Source organism: Streptomyces sp. NPDC052682 (assembly GCF_040678435.1).
Classification (GTDB): Bacteria; Actinomycetota; Actinomycetes; order Streptomycetales; family Streptomycetaceae; genus Streptomyces.
The window spans coordinates 373,397-388,589 of the sequence record NZ_JBFATS010000001.1 but is presented as its reverse complement, the minus strand read 5'-3'; the positions used below and the strand labels follow the sequence as shown (position 1 = coordinate 388,589).

Annotated in this window: 11 protein-coding genes; 10 read left to right on the top strand and 1 reads right to left on the bottom strand. The window is 73.0% G+C overall.

The genetic code is table 11. The annotated features are described in order from the left end of the window. Positions 1 to 179: 179 nt before the first annotated feature. The 7 genes from AB0K80_RS01705 (at position 180) to AB0K80_RS01675 (ending at position 7,933) form a co-directional block, all read left to right on the top strand. Positions 180 to 1,451, top strand: a complete 1,272-nt coding sequence (locus AB0K80_RS01705) for a helix-hairpin-helix domain-containing protein (protein WP_365664720.1) — start codon at positions 180 to 182, stop codon at positions 1,449 to 1,451. Positions 1,452 to 1,549: 98 nt separating this feature from the next. Then, the gene (locus AB0K80_RS01700; RefSeq protein ID WP_365664955.1) at positions 1,550 to 4,048 is read left to right on the top strand and encodes a ComEC/Rec2 family competence protein; all 2,499 of its coding nucleotides are present in this window, start codon (positions 1,550 to 1,552) and stop codon (positions 4,046 to 4,048) included. Between the two features lie 4 nt (positions 4,049 to 4,052). Then, positions 4,053 to 4,892 carry an arylamine N-acetyltransferase gene (locus AB0K80_RS01695; protein ID WP_365664719.1) on the top strand — a complete coding sequence of 280 codons (840 nt, stop codon included), beginning with the start codon at positions 4,053 to 4,055 and terminating at the stop codon, positions 4,890 to 4,892. Positions 4,893 to 5,077: 185 nt separating this feature from the next. Next, complete coding sequence (locus tag AB0K80_RS01690) at positions 5,078 to 5,959, top strand: YceI family protein (RefSeq protein ID WP_365664717.1); 882 nt, start codon at positions 5,078 to 5,080, stop codon at positions 5,957 to 5,959. A gap of 53 nt (positions 5,960 to 6,012) precedes the next feature. Then, positions 6,013 to 6,267, top strand: coding sequence for a hypothetical protein (locus tag AB0K80_RS01685; protein ID WP_365664715.1), 255 nt, complete (start codon positions 6,013 to 6,015; stop codon positions 6,265 to 6,267). Positions 6,268 to 6,336: 69 nt separating this feature from the next. Next, positions 6,337 to 7,326 (top strand): DNA polymerase III subunit delta, encoded by a 990-nt coding sequence (gene holA, locus AB0K80_RS01680; protein ID WP_365664714.1) that lies wholly within the window; start codon positions 6,337 to 6,339, stop codon positions 7,324 to 7,326. Between the two features lie 211 nt (positions 7,327 to 7,537). Continuing rightward, entirely contained in the window at positions 7,538 to 7,933 is a 396-nt protein-coding gene (locus AB0K80_RS01675; RefSeq protein ID WP_365664712.1) for a nuclear transport factor 2 family protein, read from the top strand. A gap of 213 nt (positions 7,934 to 8,146) precedes the next feature. Here the strand turns inward: AB0K80_RS01675 and rpsT are convergent, their stop codons facing one another. Next, complete coding sequence (gene rpsT / locus AB0K80_RS01670) at positions 8,147 to 8,413, bottom strand: 30S ribosomal protein S20 (RefSeq protein ID WP_344602013.1); 267 nt, start codon at positions 8,411 to 8,413, stop codon at positions 8,147 to 8,149. Between the two features lie 230 nt (positions 8,414 to 8,643). Here rpsT and lepA point away from each other — a divergent pair, with 230 nt between their 5' ends. The 3 genes from lepA to AB0K80_RS01655 all read left to right on the top strand — a co-directional run bounded on the left by lepA (position 8,644) and on the right by AB0K80_RS01655 (position 15,177). Further along, positions 8,644 to 10,518, top strand: coding sequence for a translation elongation factor 4 (lepA, locus tag AB0K80_RS01665; protein WP_365664710.1), 1,875 nt, complete (start codon positions 8,644 to 8,646; stop codon positions 10,516 to 10,518). A gap of 280 nt (positions 10,519 to 10,798) precedes the next feature. Further along, positions 10,799 to 12,673, top strand: coding sequence for a long-chain fatty acid--CoA ligase (locus AB0K80_RS01660; RefSeq protein WP_365664708.1), 1,875 nt, complete (start codon positions 10,799 to 10,801; stop codon positions 12,671 to 12,673). 638 nt (positions 12,674 to 13,311) lie between these two features. Continuing rightward, positions 13,312 to 15,177, top strand: a complete 1,866-nt coding sequence (locus tag AB0K80_RS01655) for a SpoIIE family protein phosphatase (RefSeq protein ID WP_365664953.1) — start codon at positions 13,312 to 13,314, stop codon at positions 15,175 to 15,177. The last annotated feature ends 16 nt before the right edge of the window (positions 15,178 to 15,193 follow it).

The window sequence follows — 15,193 nt, the reverse complement described above, 5'->3', positions numbered from 1 at the left end:
GCGGCCCGGGCCGTGCGCCGGCCTCCGACGGCCGCGTCCGCCACCGCCGCCGTCCGCCCCGTGCCCAGGGGCGGGCAGGGCGACGTCATACCTCGACGGAGGAGCTACGACGGCGGGCGGAACTGCTTTTCGGGGAGCGCGGCGGGGGGATGGAGGGGGGCTTCGGTGAGCGGGGTGGTGTGGAGGAGACGAGGTTCGGGGAGCGGGCCGGGGGCCCGGCGGCGGGCTTCGGCGAGGGTGCCGGGAGTACGGCGGTGTGCTTCGGCGAGGGTGCCGGGAGTACGGCGGCGGGCTTCGGCGAGGGTGCCGGGGGTACGGCGGTGGGTTCCGGGGAGCGGGCCGGTCTGACGGAGGCGGGCCTCGGCGAGGGTGCCGGGGGCGCGGGGGCGGGCTTCGGCGAGGGCCCCGGGGGTACGGCGGTGGGCTTCGACGAGCGGGGCAGGACCACCGAAGGGGGTTTCGGCGAGCGTGCCGGTCTGACGGAGGCGGGCTGCGAAGTAGGCGTCAGGCGGAGGGGCGTGGGCCTCGGTGAGCGCTCCGAGTGGGCTGGTGAGGCGCCGGGGCGTTCGCCCGCGGGTGGATGGGGGCTGCCCGGCGATGAGGCACGGTTCCCAGCAGCCTCGCCCCTCGAGCCCGAGCGTGCCGAGGCGGCGCCCGACGGAGATGCCGGAGCGACACGGACCGGGCCGGGGGACGGGGAGTCGCCGGCCTGGACGAAGGGGCGGGTCGGGCCGGCGCTGCGGGAGCGGATGCCGGTGTGGCTGCAGGCGCGGTGCGGCCTGGAGCGGCGGAGCGTCCTCGCCCTGACGGTGGTGCTGGTCCTCGCCGCGGTGTTCGCCGTGCAGCACTTCTGGGCCGGTCGCACGCAGCCCGTGCGGCCGCCCGAGATGGTGCGCGCGGCCCCGCCGTACGGGGAGCGCAAGCCGGACGGGCGGAGCCCGGAGACAGTGGGGCCGGGCACCGCGGCGGGCGCGGCGCAGCCGACCGGCACGGCGGGGCCCGAGATCGTCGTGGACGTCGGTGGCAAGGTCCGTGAGCCGGGCATCCACCGCCTGCCGCCCGGTTCACGGGTCGCGGACGCGCTGCGTGCGGCGGGCGGGGTCCGCCCGGGTACGAACACCGACGGCCTCAACCGCGCCCGTTTCCTCGTGGACGGTGAACAGATCGTCGTCGGCAGCCCGGCGCCCGCATCGGGGACCGGCCCGGGCGGCGCGGCCGCGGCAGGCACCGCCGGGATGGGCGCCGGAGGGGGCCCTGCTGCTCCGGTCTCCCTCAACACGGCCACCGTGGAGCAGCTCGACACCCTGCCGGGCGTCGGACCTGTGCTGGCCCAGCACATCATCGACTACCGCACCCAGCACGGCGGTTTCCGTTCGGTGGACGAGTTGCGCGAGGTCAACGGGATCGGGGACCGCCGTTTCGCCGACCTGCGGAACCTGGTGCGGCCATGAGGCAGGACCGTGACGCGCCCGGACGGACGCCTGGGGCGGCACAGCGCCCGGGAGCCGGGGAACGGCCGACAACCGGCGGACGGCCCGCAACCGGCCAGCTGCCGCGACGCGCTGGGCCGCGACAGGAGGGCCCGGCGGATCTCCGGCTCGTGCCGCCCGCGTTGGCCGCCTGGGCGACGGCGGCGCTGCTGCTGAACGCGCCACCGGGTCTGGTCGCGGGTGTGGTGGTGCTCTGCCTGGTGGCGGCCGGACTGCTCCTGCCGGTGGGGCGTCACCGAGAACGCCGGCCGCTTGGGCAGGGACACACACGCGGGTGGCCGCACGCCTCCGGCGCCGCCCTGCTGCTCTGTGTCGCGGCGGCCGCCGCGACGGCCGGGCTGCACGGGGCGGATCTGCGGCGCGGACCCGTCCCGGAGCTGGCGCGGCAGTATGCGGCGGTGACCGCCGAGGTCGAGATCACCTCCGATCCACGGCTGACCCGGCCGAGAGTCAGAGGGGACCGTGTGGCTCCGACCGCCGTGCTGATCGACGCCGTGGTGCGGCGGGTGGAGGAGGCGGGCGGCACGGCCGTGGCCACGCGGACACCGGTGCTGCTGATCGTGGATGTGCGATCCGGTGGCGGTGCCGCCGGCGGTGCCGGCGTGTCCGCCGACGGCCCAGGGCGGTCGCCGTGGCTCGGGCTGCTGCCCTCCACGCGGCTGCGGGTGGGCGCGGGGCTGGCGCCGGCGCTGGTGGGCGGTGACCGGGTCGCGGCCGTGCTGCGGGTGCGCGGCCAGGCGGAGCCGGAGGTGGTGGGGGAGCCCTCGCGGCCGCAGCGGTGGGCGGGCCGGTTGCGTGCCGGGCTGCGGGAGGCGACCGACGGGTTGCCGCCGGACGCCCGGGCGTTGCTGCCGGGGCTGGTCGTGGGGGACACCGCGCGGATCACCCCCGAGCTCGACGAGGCCTTCAAGGAGACCGATCTCACGCACACGCTCGCCGTGTCCGGCGCGAACTTCACCATCCTGCTCGCCCTGCTCCTCGGACCTCCCGGCCTGGCGCAGCATGTCGAGCGGCGGGGACTCGCACCGCGTCTGGGCATCTCCCTGCGGGCGACGGCGCTGCTCGGCGGGGCCCTCGCCCTCGGGTTCGTCGTCGTGTGCCGGCCGGATCCGAGCGTGCTGCGCGCCGCGGCCTGCGGTTCGGTGGCCCTGCTGGCGCTGGCGACCGGTCGCCGCAGATCACTGATCCCCGCGCTGGCCACGGCCGTCCTGCTGCTGGTGCTGTACGACCCGTGGCTGGCCCGCAGTTACGGGTTCCTGCTGTCCGTCGTGGCCACCGGGGCGCTGCTCACGCTCGCGCCGCGCTGGAGCGCCGCGCTGCGACGGCGCGGGATGCCCCCGAGACCGGCCGAGGCACTGGCCGCCGCCGCGGCCGCGCAGGCGCTGTGCGCGCCGATCGTGGCCGTGCTGTCGGCGCGGGTGAGTCTGGTGGCGGTGCCGTGCAACCTGCTCGCCGAGTTCGCGATCGCGCCGGCGACGGTCCTGGGCTTCGCCGCGCTGGCGACGGCGCCGGTGGTGATGCCGATGGCCAAGGCCCTGGCGTGGTGCGCCGGCTGGCCCGCGGAGTGGATCGCGGGGATCGCCCGTACCGGGGCCGCGTTGCCCGGCGCCGGGGTGGACTGGCCCGGCAGCTGGCTCGGCGCCGGGCTGCTGGCCGTTGTCACCCTCGTGGTGCTGTTCGTCGGGCGGCGGCTGCTGAGACACCCCTGGTGGTGTGCCGTCTGCGGGGTGCTGCTGGTACTGGCGGTGGTGCGGCCGGCGCCGCTGACCCGGGTCGTCACGGGGTGGCCGCCGCCCGGCTGGCGGCTGGTGATGTGCGATGTGGGACAGGGCGACGCGATGGTGCTCGCGGCGGGCGAGGGCACGGGGGTGGTCGTGGACGCCGGGCCCGATCCCACGCTCGTCGACCACTGCCTGCGCTCCCTCGGCATCACCCGGATCCCGCTCGTCGTCCTGACCCACTTCCACGCCGATCACGTGGCGGGCCTGCCCGGGGTGCTGCGGGGACGCGCGGTGGGGGCGATCCAGACGACCGGCTTCCCGGAGCCGGCGGACCAGGCCGAGTTCGTGCGCGGCCAGGCAGCCGCCCGGCGCGTCCCCCTGCGGCAGGCCGTCGCCGGGGAAGAGCGGCGCACCGGGGAGCTGTCCTGGCGGGTGGTGTGGCCCCCGCCGCGGCCGGTACCGGAGCCGGAGGGGCCGAACGACGCCAGCGTCACCCTGCTCGTCCGGACGGCCGGGCTGCGCCTGCTGCTGCTCGGCGACCTCGAGCCCCCGGCCCAGCGGGCCCTGGCGAGGTCACCGGCGGCCGCGGAACTGGCCGACGTGGACGTGCTCAAGGTCGCCCACCACGGCTCGGCCTACCAGGACCCGGACCTGATACGCCGGGTGGCCCCGAGGCTGGCGCTGATCTCCTGCGGAGCCGACAACCCGTACGGGCACCCCGCGCCGAGCACGGTGGCGGCGCTGCGCGCCGGGGGCGCGACCGTGCTGCGTACCGACCGGGACGGGGCGCTGGCGGTGCTCGGCGGGGGCGACGAGCTGCGGGTGGCGCGAGACTGAGGGCATGAACTCCGCACAGGTTGATGCCTACCTGGCCCGCCTCGGGGCCGAGCACCCAGCGTGGCCCACCGTCGATGTGCTGCGCGACCTGCACCTGCGCCACCTGCGGGCCGTGCCGTTCGAGAACCTCTCCGTCCATCTGGGCGAGGAGATCGTGCTGGAGGAGAAGCGGCTGCTGGACAAGATCGTGAGCGCGGGGCGGGGCGGGTTCTGCTACGAACTCAACGGCGCCTTCGGGGCGTTGCTCGCCGCGCTGGGCTATGACGTCACCCTGCTCGCGGCGCGGGTGTACGGCCCGGAGGGGCGGCTCGGGATCCCGTACGACCATCTCGCGCTGCGGGTGCGGACGGTGGACGGGGGTGACTGGCTGGCCGATGTGGGCTTCGGGGCGCACAGCCACTTCCCGCTGGCGTTCGGGGAGCGGGGTGAGCAGAAGGACCCGGGCGGGACCTTCCGGATCGTGGAGGCGGGGCCGGACGCGGCAGGCGTACGGGGCGGGCACGACACGGTCGAGGCGGCGGACCTGGACGTGCTCCGCGACGGCGGGCCGCAGTACCGACTCGAGGTGCGGCCGCGCGTGCTCGGCGACTTCGTGACCGGCGCGTGGTGGCACAGCACCTCGCCCGCGTCGCACTTCATGCGGTCCCTGGTCTGTTCACGGCTCACCGGGGACGGCGGCCGGATCACCCTCAGCGGCCGCAGGCTCACGGTGACGGCCGCCGACGGGACGCGGGAGGAGCGGCAGCTCGGATCGGACGAGGAGGTGCTGGCGGTGTACCGGGAGCGGTTCGGTATCGGGCTGAGCAGTGTGCCGGCCGTGCGGGGCGCCGAGCGGAACGGCTGAATACGGACCCGGCGGCCCACATGGTGCCACTCGTGCGCAGTACCAGCACATGTGCGGGATTCCCGTGATGTGGTCCTGTGTTGCCTCGAAAGCCTCACTGGTGGTCGAATGCGTCTTCGGCAGCAGGTGATCAACTGTGCTCAACGGTGATCAACAGGTTTTTTCGAGTCACGCAGGGGGCGTGGATGATCGGTCGCTGGCTGGGAAGCCGGACCAACCGGGTGCAGCGGGCGAACCCTCTGGCGGCGGTGCAGACGCCGCCCAGCGCCGGAGTGCTCGCCTGCCGCGTGCTCGACCCCGTCAACGAGCCGGTGACGCACGCGGAGTTCGCGGTCAGCGACACCGCGGGGCGCACGGTGGTCACCGGGGGCGTGGATCCGTTCGGGTCGTTCATGACGACGGTGCCCGCCGGGGAGTACCGGCTCGCGGTGTCGGCCGAGGGGTACACGCCGTACCGGGCGACCACGAGGGTGACCGAGGACACGCTCGCCTCCCTCGGTGACGTGACGCTGCAGGTGGCGCGGCCGCCGGAGCTGCCCCGGGCCGGGGACTGGGAGATCGAGCCGGCGCACTCCTCGATCGGCTTCACCGCCCGGCACATCGGGCTCGCCCGGATCCACGGGCGGTTCAACTCCTTCGCGGGCGTGGTGCGGATCGCGGACCCGGTGGAGCGGTCGGCGATGCACGTGGTGATCGACGCGGCCTCCATCGACACCAACGTGAAGATGCGGGACGACCATCTTCGGTCGGCGGACTTCCTGGACGTGGCGCGGTTCCCGACGCTCGAGTTCTACAGCGACCGGTTCGTGCACAAGGGGGGCAGCCGCTGGGCCGTCACCGGGGCGCTGTCGCTGCACGGGGTGACGCGCACGGTGACGCTCGACACCGAGTACCTGGGACTCGGCAACGGCATGGAGGGGGAGGTCCGGGCGGCCTGCCGGGCCACCACGGAACTGCACCGGGACGACTTCACGGTGAGCTGGCAGACGATGCTGGCGCGCGGGATCGCGGTGGTGGGGCCGAGCATCACGGTGGACCTCGACGTGCAGATCGTGCGCAAGGGCTGAGCGGCGGGGCGGTGCGGGAGCCGGCGGGCATGGCCGGGCCGGGGTGCCGGACAATGACCGGCGTGAGTGATGTGCGACATGTGCTGGTGCTGCCCGACCGTGATGCCGCGGAAGAGGTCGTGGAGGCGCTGGGGGAGCGGTTCGGGATCGACGAGGAGCCGCGGCTGGTGCGGGACGCGCTGGCCGGGGAGGACGACGCCGAGGACGCGCAGTGGCTCGTGGTGCTGCGCGACGAGGCGGGGCGGCTGGATCCGGCGGAGCTGGACGCGTTCGCCGCGCAGTGGGAGGGGTGGCGGGAGGAGCCGTAGCCCGCACGAGCCTTGCCGGGTGCGAGGCGGGCGGGGGCGTTGTCAGTGGCCCGTGGGATGCTTGTCGCGATGGCCAGGAAGACCGCGAACGATGATCCTCTCGCCCCCGTGACGCTCGCCGTGGGGCAGGAGGAGTTGCTGCTGGACCGTGCCGTGCGGGAGGTGGTGGCCGCCGCCAGGGCCGCCGACGCCGACACGGACGTCCGTGACCTCACCCCGGACCAGGTGCAGCCGGGCACGCTCGCGGAGCTGACGAGCCCGTCGCTGTTCGCCGAGCGCAAGGTCGTGGTCGTGCGCGACGCGCAGGACCTGTCGGCCGACACGGTCAAGGACGTCAAGGCCTATCTCGGCGCGCCGGCCGAGGAGATCACACTCGTGCTGCTGCACGCGGGCGGGGCCAAGGGCAAGGCCCTGCTGGACGCGGCGCGCAAGGCCGGGGCGCGGGAGGTGGCGTGCCCGAAGATGACGAAGCCGGCGGACCGGCTGGCGTTCGTGCGGGGGGAGTTCCGGACGGCGGGGCGATCGGCCACACCGGAGGCGTGCCAGGCGCTTGTGGAGGCGATCGGCAGTGATCTGCGGGAGCTGGCCTCCGCCGTGTCCCAGTTGGTCGCGGACATCGAGGGCACGATCGACGAGGCCGTGGTCGGCCGGTACTACACGGGGCGGGCCGAGGCGTCGAGCTTCACCGTCGCCGACCGGGCGGTCGAGGGGCGGGCCGCGGAAGCCCTGGAGGCGTTGCGCTGGTCGCTGGCGACCGGGGTCGCGCCGGTGATGATCACCAGCGCGCTGGCCCAGGGCGTACGGGCGATCGGGAAGCTGTCGGCCGCGCGTGGGGGCCGGCCGGCGGATCTCGCCCGGGAGCTGGGCATGCCGCCGTGGAAGATCGACCGGGTCCGGCAGCAGATGCGGGGGTGGACACCGGACGGGGTGGCGGTGGCGCTGCGGGCGGTGGCCGAGGCGGACGCGGGGGTGAAGGGCGGTGGGGACGACCCCGGTTACGCCCTGGAGAAGGCGGTGGTGACCATCGCCCGGGCGGCACGGTCCAGGGGACGCGGGTAGGGGGCCACTCCACCCCGAGCCACCCCGCCCGCACCCCACCTCGCCCGCACCCCACCCCCTCCCGTCGGCACCCCACACCCTCCCCCCCCGGCACCCGGCCCCCTGATCCAGTGGCCGTCCTCCCCGCACGGAGGAGAATCGGACGTGTCAGCCCCACCGCCCACGTCAGGGGGCGGGGATACGGCCGATACGACGGAAGGCGGCGATCGGTATGGCTGAACACCCGCACGCAGCGCTGGTCCGCAAGGGATTCGAGGCCTTCTCGCGCGGTGACATGGACGCCCTGCGGGGCCTGATGACGGACGACTGCACGCAGCACGTCCCGGGCAGTCACCCGCTCTCGGGCGACTTCAAGGGACAGGACTCGATCATCGACATGTACCGGCGCATGTTCGAGGAGACCAACGGGACGATGAACGTCGACCTGCGGGAGGTCTTCGTCGACGGCCGCGGCCATGCCGTCGCCGTCAACCGCTTCACGGCCGAGCGTCAGGGCAGGCGCATCGACCAGATGGGGTGCATCGTCTTCCGCATCGTCGGCGACAAGGTCAGCGATCTTGACGAGTGTCTCGACGACATCGAGGTCTCGGACGCGTTCTGGTCCTGACGCCCTGCGCCATGCCGAAGGCCCCGCCGGCCGCCCTGGGGAAGAGCGAACGGCGGGGCCTTCGGTGTCACGCTGGATGAGCCCGCTCCCGCGTGGCGAACGCAGGCCGCGAGCGAGCTCGGGGTGCCGGTCGGGAGCGGATGAGAGAGGGCCCGCTCTGGGTCCTTCCGGCGGCTGGATCCCCGCGGGGATCCGTCAGATCAAGTAAGGGGTTCAGCCCTTGAGCGCGGCGACCTTCTGAGCCAGCGCCGACTTCTTGTTGGCGGCCTGGTTCTTGTGGATGACGCCCTTGGAGACGGCCTTGTCGAGCTGACGCGCGGCAGCGCGCTGGTACTCGACGGCCTTCTCGACGTCACCCGCGGCAGCGGCCTCGCGGGCCTTGCGGATCGCGGTCTTCAGGGAGGACTTGACGGCCTTGTTGCGCAGCCGGGCCTTCTCGTTGGTCTTGATCCGCTTGATCTGGGACTTGATGTTCGCCACGAATGAGCCTCTACAAGTTCTGGCACGGGGCCGCGAAGGTCCCGCGCCGGTGATTTCTTGGGGTCGTGCCTCCTGCGGAGAGGGCATGAGACACAGCCACTCAGACTACCAGCGGCCCTTCCTGTGGCCCAAACCGGTCCCAGCCCCGCGCCCGTGGGACCATGGAGGCTACGTATCGATCCGACCCGAGACCGCAGACACTGCGGACGCCTCAAGAATCAGGACCCTGCGTGCCCGCGATCCCTAGCCATGTGCCCGAGCCGAGCCGTACCGACCCGGCTCTGATCCGCAATTTCTGCATCATCGCGCACATCGACCACGGCAAGTCCACGCTCGCCGACCGGATGCTCCAGCTGACCGGTGTGGTCGAGCAGCGGCAGATGCGCGCTCAGTACCTCGACCGCATGGACATCGAGCGCGAGCGCGGCATCACGATCAAGTCCCAGGCCGTGCGGCTGCCCTGGGCCCCGACCACGGGTCCCGACCAGGGCACCACGCACATCCTCAACATGATCGACACCCCGGGGCACGTCGACTTCACCTACGAGGTCTCGCGGTCGCTCGCCGCCTGTGAGGGGACCATCCTCCTGGTCGACGCCGCCCAGGGCATCGAGGCGCAGACCCTCGCCAACCTGTACCTGGCGATGGAGAACGACCTGACGATCATCCCCGTACTGAACAAGATCGACCTGCCGGCCGCGCAGCCGGAGAAGTTCGCGGAGGAGCTCGCGAACCTCGTCGGCTGTGACCCGGACGACGTACTGAAGGTGTCCGCCAAGACCGGCCTCGGGGTGGAGGCCCTGCTGGACAAGGTCGTCGCGGAGATCCCCGCCCCGGTCGGGGTGAAGGACGCCCCCGCCCGCGCGATGATCTTCGACTCTGTCTACGACTCCTACCGCGGTGTCGTGACGTACGTCCGGGTCATCGACGGGCAGCTCAACAAGCGCGAGCGGATCCGGATGATGTCCACGGGCGCCACGCACGAGCTGCTGGAGATCGGCGTCAACTCCCCGGAGATGCTCGGTGCGGACGGCCTCGGTGTCGGCGAGGTGGGCTACCTCATCACCGGGGTGAAGGACGTCCGCCAGTCCAAGGTCGGTGACACCGTCACCAGCCAGGCCAAGGGTGCCACCGAGCCGCTGGGCGGCTACAAGGACCCCAAGCCCATGGTCTTCTCGGGCCTGTATCCGCTGGACGGCTCCGACTACCCCGAGCTGCGCGAGGCCCTGGACAAGCTCCAGCTCAACGACGCCGCCCTCGTCTACGAGCCCGAGACCTCCGCCGCCCTCGGCTTCGGCTTCCGCGTCGGCTTCCTCGGGCTGCTGCACCTGGACGTGATCCGCGAGCGGCTGGAGCGCGAGTTCGGGCTGGACCTGATCGCCACCGCGCCCAACGTGGTCTACCGCGTGATCATGGAGGACGGCACCGAGCACACCGTCACCAACCCGAGCGAGTTCCCCGAGGGCAAGATCCAGGAGGTCTTCGAGCCGGTCGTGCGGGCCACCATCCTCGCGCCCACCGAGTTCATCGGCGCGATCATGGAGCTGTGCCAGACCCGGCGCGGCACGCTGCTCGGCATGGACTACCTGTCCGAGGACCGGGTCGAGATCCGCTACACGCTCCCGCTCGCCGAGATCGTCTTCGACTTCTTCGACCAGCTGAAGTCCAAGACGCGCGGCTACGCCTCGCTGGACTACGAGCCCACCGGCGAGCAGAGCAGCTCCCTGGTCAAGGTGGACATCCTGCTGCACGGCGACAAGGTGGACGCCTTCTCGGCGATCACCCACAAGGACCAGGCGTACGCGTACGGCGTGCGGCTGGTCGCCAAGCTCAAGGAGCTCATCCCGCGGCAGAACTTCGAGGTGCCCGTCCAGGCGGCCATCGGCTCCCGGGTCATCGCCCGCGAGACGATCCGCGCCATCCGCAAGGACGTCCTCGCCAAGTGCTACGGCGGTGACATCTCCCGTAAGCGCAAGCTGCTGGAGAAGCAGAAGGAGGGCAAGAAGCGGATGAAGATGGTGGGTTCCGTGGAGGTTCCGCAGGAGGCCTTCATCGCCGTCCTGTCGAGCGACGACGGCGCGGGGTCGGCCAAGGGCAAGAAGTAGTCGCCCGGTCACTGCGGGATCCCGCTGGTTACCTTCGGTTACTCCGCAGGGCGGGTGCAAAACGGACCCAAGGGGGCCTGTCGTACGAAAGTGCGGCGGGCCCCCGCGCGTGTACGGGGTAGCTGTCTGGAGGAAGTGACAGGGTGCGGAGTCTTACGCAGGGGCCGGTCGACCTTTACTCTGATCCCTGCTCGTTAGTTACTCACGAGTTAAACAAGAAGCGCGTGAGTACACCCAGCCGCACCTGAGCCAGCCGCATGTCGCGGGCCCGGAGGATGTCGTGAGCGACACACAAGCACTGATCGAGAACCGTCCGCCGTCCGTGGCGGCCCTCTTCCTGGAGCGCGTGGCGGCCACACCGGACGCCGAGGCCTACCGCTACCCCGTTCCGCCGGCCTCGGGCCAGGGCCCCGACGACTGGAAGTCGCTGAGCTGGGCGCAGGCCGCCGAGCGGGTGTACGCGATCGCCGCCGGGCTCATCGAGCTGGGCGTGCGGCCGGAGCAGCGCGTCGCGCTGGCCTGCGCCACCCGCATCGAGTGGATCCTCGCCGACCTCGGCATCATGTGCGCGGGCGCGGCCACCACCACGATCTACCCGCAGACCAACGCCGAGGAGTCCGCGTACATCCTCTCCGACTCCGAGAGCCGGGTGCTCATCGCGGAGAACGCCGAGCAGCTGGCCAAGGCGAAGGAGAAGCGGGCCGAGCTGCCCGACCTCACCCACGTCGTGGTCATCGACCCCGCGGGCGTCGAGACGGCCGACTGGATCCTCACCCTCGACGAGCTGGAAAAGCGCGGCGCGGCCCGGCTGGAGAAGGACCCCGACCTGATCAGGGAGCGGGTCGGCACCCTCACCAAGGACCAGCTGGCCACCCTCATCTACACCTCCGGCACCACCGGCCGCCCCAAGGGCGTGCGCCTGCCGCACGACAACTGGGCGTACATGGCCAAGGCGATCGCCGCGACCGGGCTGATCAGCAGCGAGGACGTGCAGTACCTGTGGCTGCCGCTCGCGCACGTCTTCGGCAAGGTGCTCACCTCCGGCCAGATCGAGGTCGGGCACGTCACCGCCGTCGACGGCCGGGTCGACAAGATCATCGAGAACCTGCCGGTGGTGCAGCCGACGTACATGGCCGCCGTGCCGCGCATCTTCGAGAAGGTCTACAACGGGGTCGCGGCCAAGGCGAAGGCCGGCGGCGGCGCCAAGTACAAGATCTTCCAGTGGGCGGCCGAGGTGGCCCGCGAGTACGCCAAGGTCACGCAGGACAACTTCCGCCGCACCGGCAACCGCACCGCACCCTTCGGCCTGGCCGCCAAGCACAAGATCGCCGACGCGCTCGTGTACGCCAAGATCCGCGAGGCGTTCGGCGGGCGGCTGCGCGCCTGCGTCTCCGGCTCGGCCGCCCTCGCGCCCGAGATCGGCTACTTCTTCTCCGGCGCCGGCATCCACATCCTGGAGGGCTACGGCCTGACCGAGTCCTCGGCGGCCTCCTTCGTCAACCCCGGCGAGGCCTACCGCACCGGCACGGTCGGCAAGCCGCTGCCCGGCACCGAGGTGCGCATCGCCGACGACGGCGAGATCCTGCTGCGCGGCCCCGGCATCATGGAGGGCTACCACAAGCTGCCCGACAAGACCGCCGAGGTCCTCGAACCGGACGGCTGGTTCCACACCGGTGACATCGGCGAGTTGTCGCCCGACGGCTACCTGCGCATCACCGACCGCAAGAAGGACCTCATCAAGACCTCCGGCGGCAAGTACATCGCGCCCGCCGAGGTCGAGGGGCAGTTCAAGGCGGTGTGCCCGTACGTGTCCAACATCCTGGTGCACGGCGCCGACCGGAACTACTGCACCGCGCTCATCGCGCTCGACGAGGCCGCCCTCACGCAGTGGGCGCAGGAGAACGGGCTCGAGGGGAAGTCGTACGCGGAGATCGTGGCCGCGCCGCAGACGGTGGAGATGGTCGACGGGTATGTCCGCAAGCTCAACGAGGGGCTTCAGCGGTGGCAGACGATCAAGAAGTTCCGGTTGCTGCCCCGCGATCTCGACGTCGAGCACGGGGAGATCACGCCGAGCCTGAAGCTGAAGCGGCCGGTTGTGGAGCGGGAGTACAAGGACCTGATCGAGGAGATGTACGAGGGGACGCGCGAGGCGTGACGGCGGTGCACGCGCGCGGGCGGCTGCCGGCTCCGGCGGGCGGCTGCCGGTTCCGGCGGACGCCCGCGCCCACCGCTCAGCCGTAGCTCCCGGACCTCGGCCCGCAGGCGTTCCACCTCGCGCCTGCCGGGGGCCCCGCTCCAGTGTCTCGATCCCTCGCGGCCGTTCTCCGCTCGAATATGACCGTCTTTCAGTCCTTCTTCGACCACATGCGCAGCATGGTTCTCACTCATGACGGCCCACTTCGGTAACTCGGCGCTTATGGGCGCGGCCAGTCTGTCACCCTGTCGGCATCGACTGAGGCGTATTCGTACGAGCTGCCCGGGGAGCTGTCCATGGGGGCCATTCCGACGCAACGGGAGACGACGTCCCGTGCCTCCGAGGTGCCTGCGGATGTTTCCGGGGTGCCTGCGGGGGTCTCCGAGGTGCCCTCGGACGTCTCGGGGGTGCCCGTGCCCGTCTCCGGGGTGCTGGCCGACAGCCCCCGGGGGGCCGCGCACGGCTGCGAGGTGCCCTCGCCCGCGCAGGAGGAGGTGGCAGCCCGCGCGTACGAGCCGGGCGCAGCGGCGCATGCACCGGCGTACGAGCCCGGCGCGCCGTCGGTCGTACCTGCGTACGCGCCGGACGGGCCAGCGCACGTGCCCGCGGGCGAGCCGGGCGCACCAGCGCACGCGCGGGCGCACGCGACCCTGCCCGGCAGTTCGCTCGCGCCGGGCTCCGCCCGCGCCCTGGTCCGTGCCGCGCTCACCGAGTGGACCGGCCTCGGCCTGCCCGGCACCGAGCACGTCACCGACCGCCTCGCTGACGACGCCCTGCTCGTCGTCAGCGAACTGGTCACCAACGCGGTCGTGCACGCCGGCACCGCCGTGGAGCTGACCTGCCGGCTGGAGGCGAGCACCGGAGCGCTCGTGGTCGAGGTCCACGACCAGCACCCCTCGCGCGCCCCGCGCGGCGGCGAGCCCGGGACGCCGTCCGAGCCGCCGCCCGAGTACGGACGCGGCCTGCGGCTGGTGGCCACCCTGTCGGAGGCCTGGGGCATCACCTACCGCACCGGCAGCAAGACGGTGTGGGCACGGCTGCCCGCCACGGGCCGACCCGCCGGCCGGGAGAGCGAGGCGTACGCCGGGGAACGCGCCCTGGAGCACGAGCTGCGGGCCGCCGCGGTCCTCGCCCCCGAGCCGCAGCAGACCGAGGGCGGCCGGGACTGGCTGGGCCGCGGCGCCCTGTCCTTCCTCGCAGAGGCCTCCGACCTGCTCGCCGGGCAGCTCGACGAGGACCTGGTCGCCGCCCTGGCCGGGCAGCTGATCGTGCCGCGGCTGGCCGACTGGTGCGCGGTGTGGCTGGAGGACGAGGCCACCGGCCGCCTGGGGTGGGACGACGGCACGGGCCTTGCCGCAGGGCGCCTGGCGCGCGTCTGGCACGGCAGCGAGAACCGTATCGACGCACTGCGCGCGGCCCTGGAGAAGGACCCGCCCCGGCCGCCCGACCCGGTGGGGTCCGGGCCCGTGCCCTACCCCTGGCCCGAAGGCTGCCTGGGTGGGACGGGCGCGGCGCTCGCGTACCGGCTGGTGGCCGGCGGACGGCCGTTGGGCACCCTGGTCATCGGGCGGGCCGGCGCGGCCCGCTTCCCCGACGAGATCACCGGGCTGGTCGAGGACCTCGGCCGCCGGGTGGCGCTCGCCATCGGCGCCGCCCGCCAGTACGCCCGGCAGGCCACCATCAGCGCCGTCCTGCAGCGCGGACTGCTGCCCGGCGCCGTCGCCGAGATCCCCGGGGTGCGCAGCGCCCTGGTCTACGAGCCGTGCGACAAGGGCGGGCCGAGCGGCGACTTCTACGACGTCTTCCCGGCCGGCGACGGCCGCTGGTGCTTCGCGGTCGGCGACGTCCAGGGCAAGGGACCGGAGGCGGCCGTGGTCATCGGACTGGCCCGGCCCTGGCTGCGGCTGCTGGCCCGCGAGGGCTACCGGGTCGCCGACGTCCTGGACCGCCTCAACCAGCTCCTGCTCGACGACGCCACGGAGGCCGCCGACGCCGCGGCCCGGGCCCTGGTCGCCGCCGGGGCCCGCCCGTCCGTCCCCGGCGACGGCCCCCAGACCCGCTTCCTGTCCCTCCTGTACGGCGAACTCGTCCCCCACGACGGCGGCGTCCGCTGCACCCTCGCCTCCGCCGGGCACCCGCTGCCGCTGCTCCTCGGCCCCGACGGCGGCGTCCGCGCGGTGGCGCAGCCGCAGACCCTCCTCGGGGTCATCGAGGACGAGACGTACACCAGCGAGACCTTCGAGCTGCGCCCCGGCGACACGCTGCTGTGCGTCACCGACGGGGTGACCGAGCGGCGCAGCGGCTCGCGCCAGTTCGACGACGGGGACGGGCTCGCGGCGGCGCTGGCGGGCTGCGCCGGGCTGGACGCGGAGCTGATAGCCGAGCGGATCAAGCGACTCGTGCACGAGTTCGGGGCGCGGCCCCCGGCGGACGACCTGGCGCTGCTGGTGCTCCAGGCCGAGTGAGGCCCGGCGTGCTGGA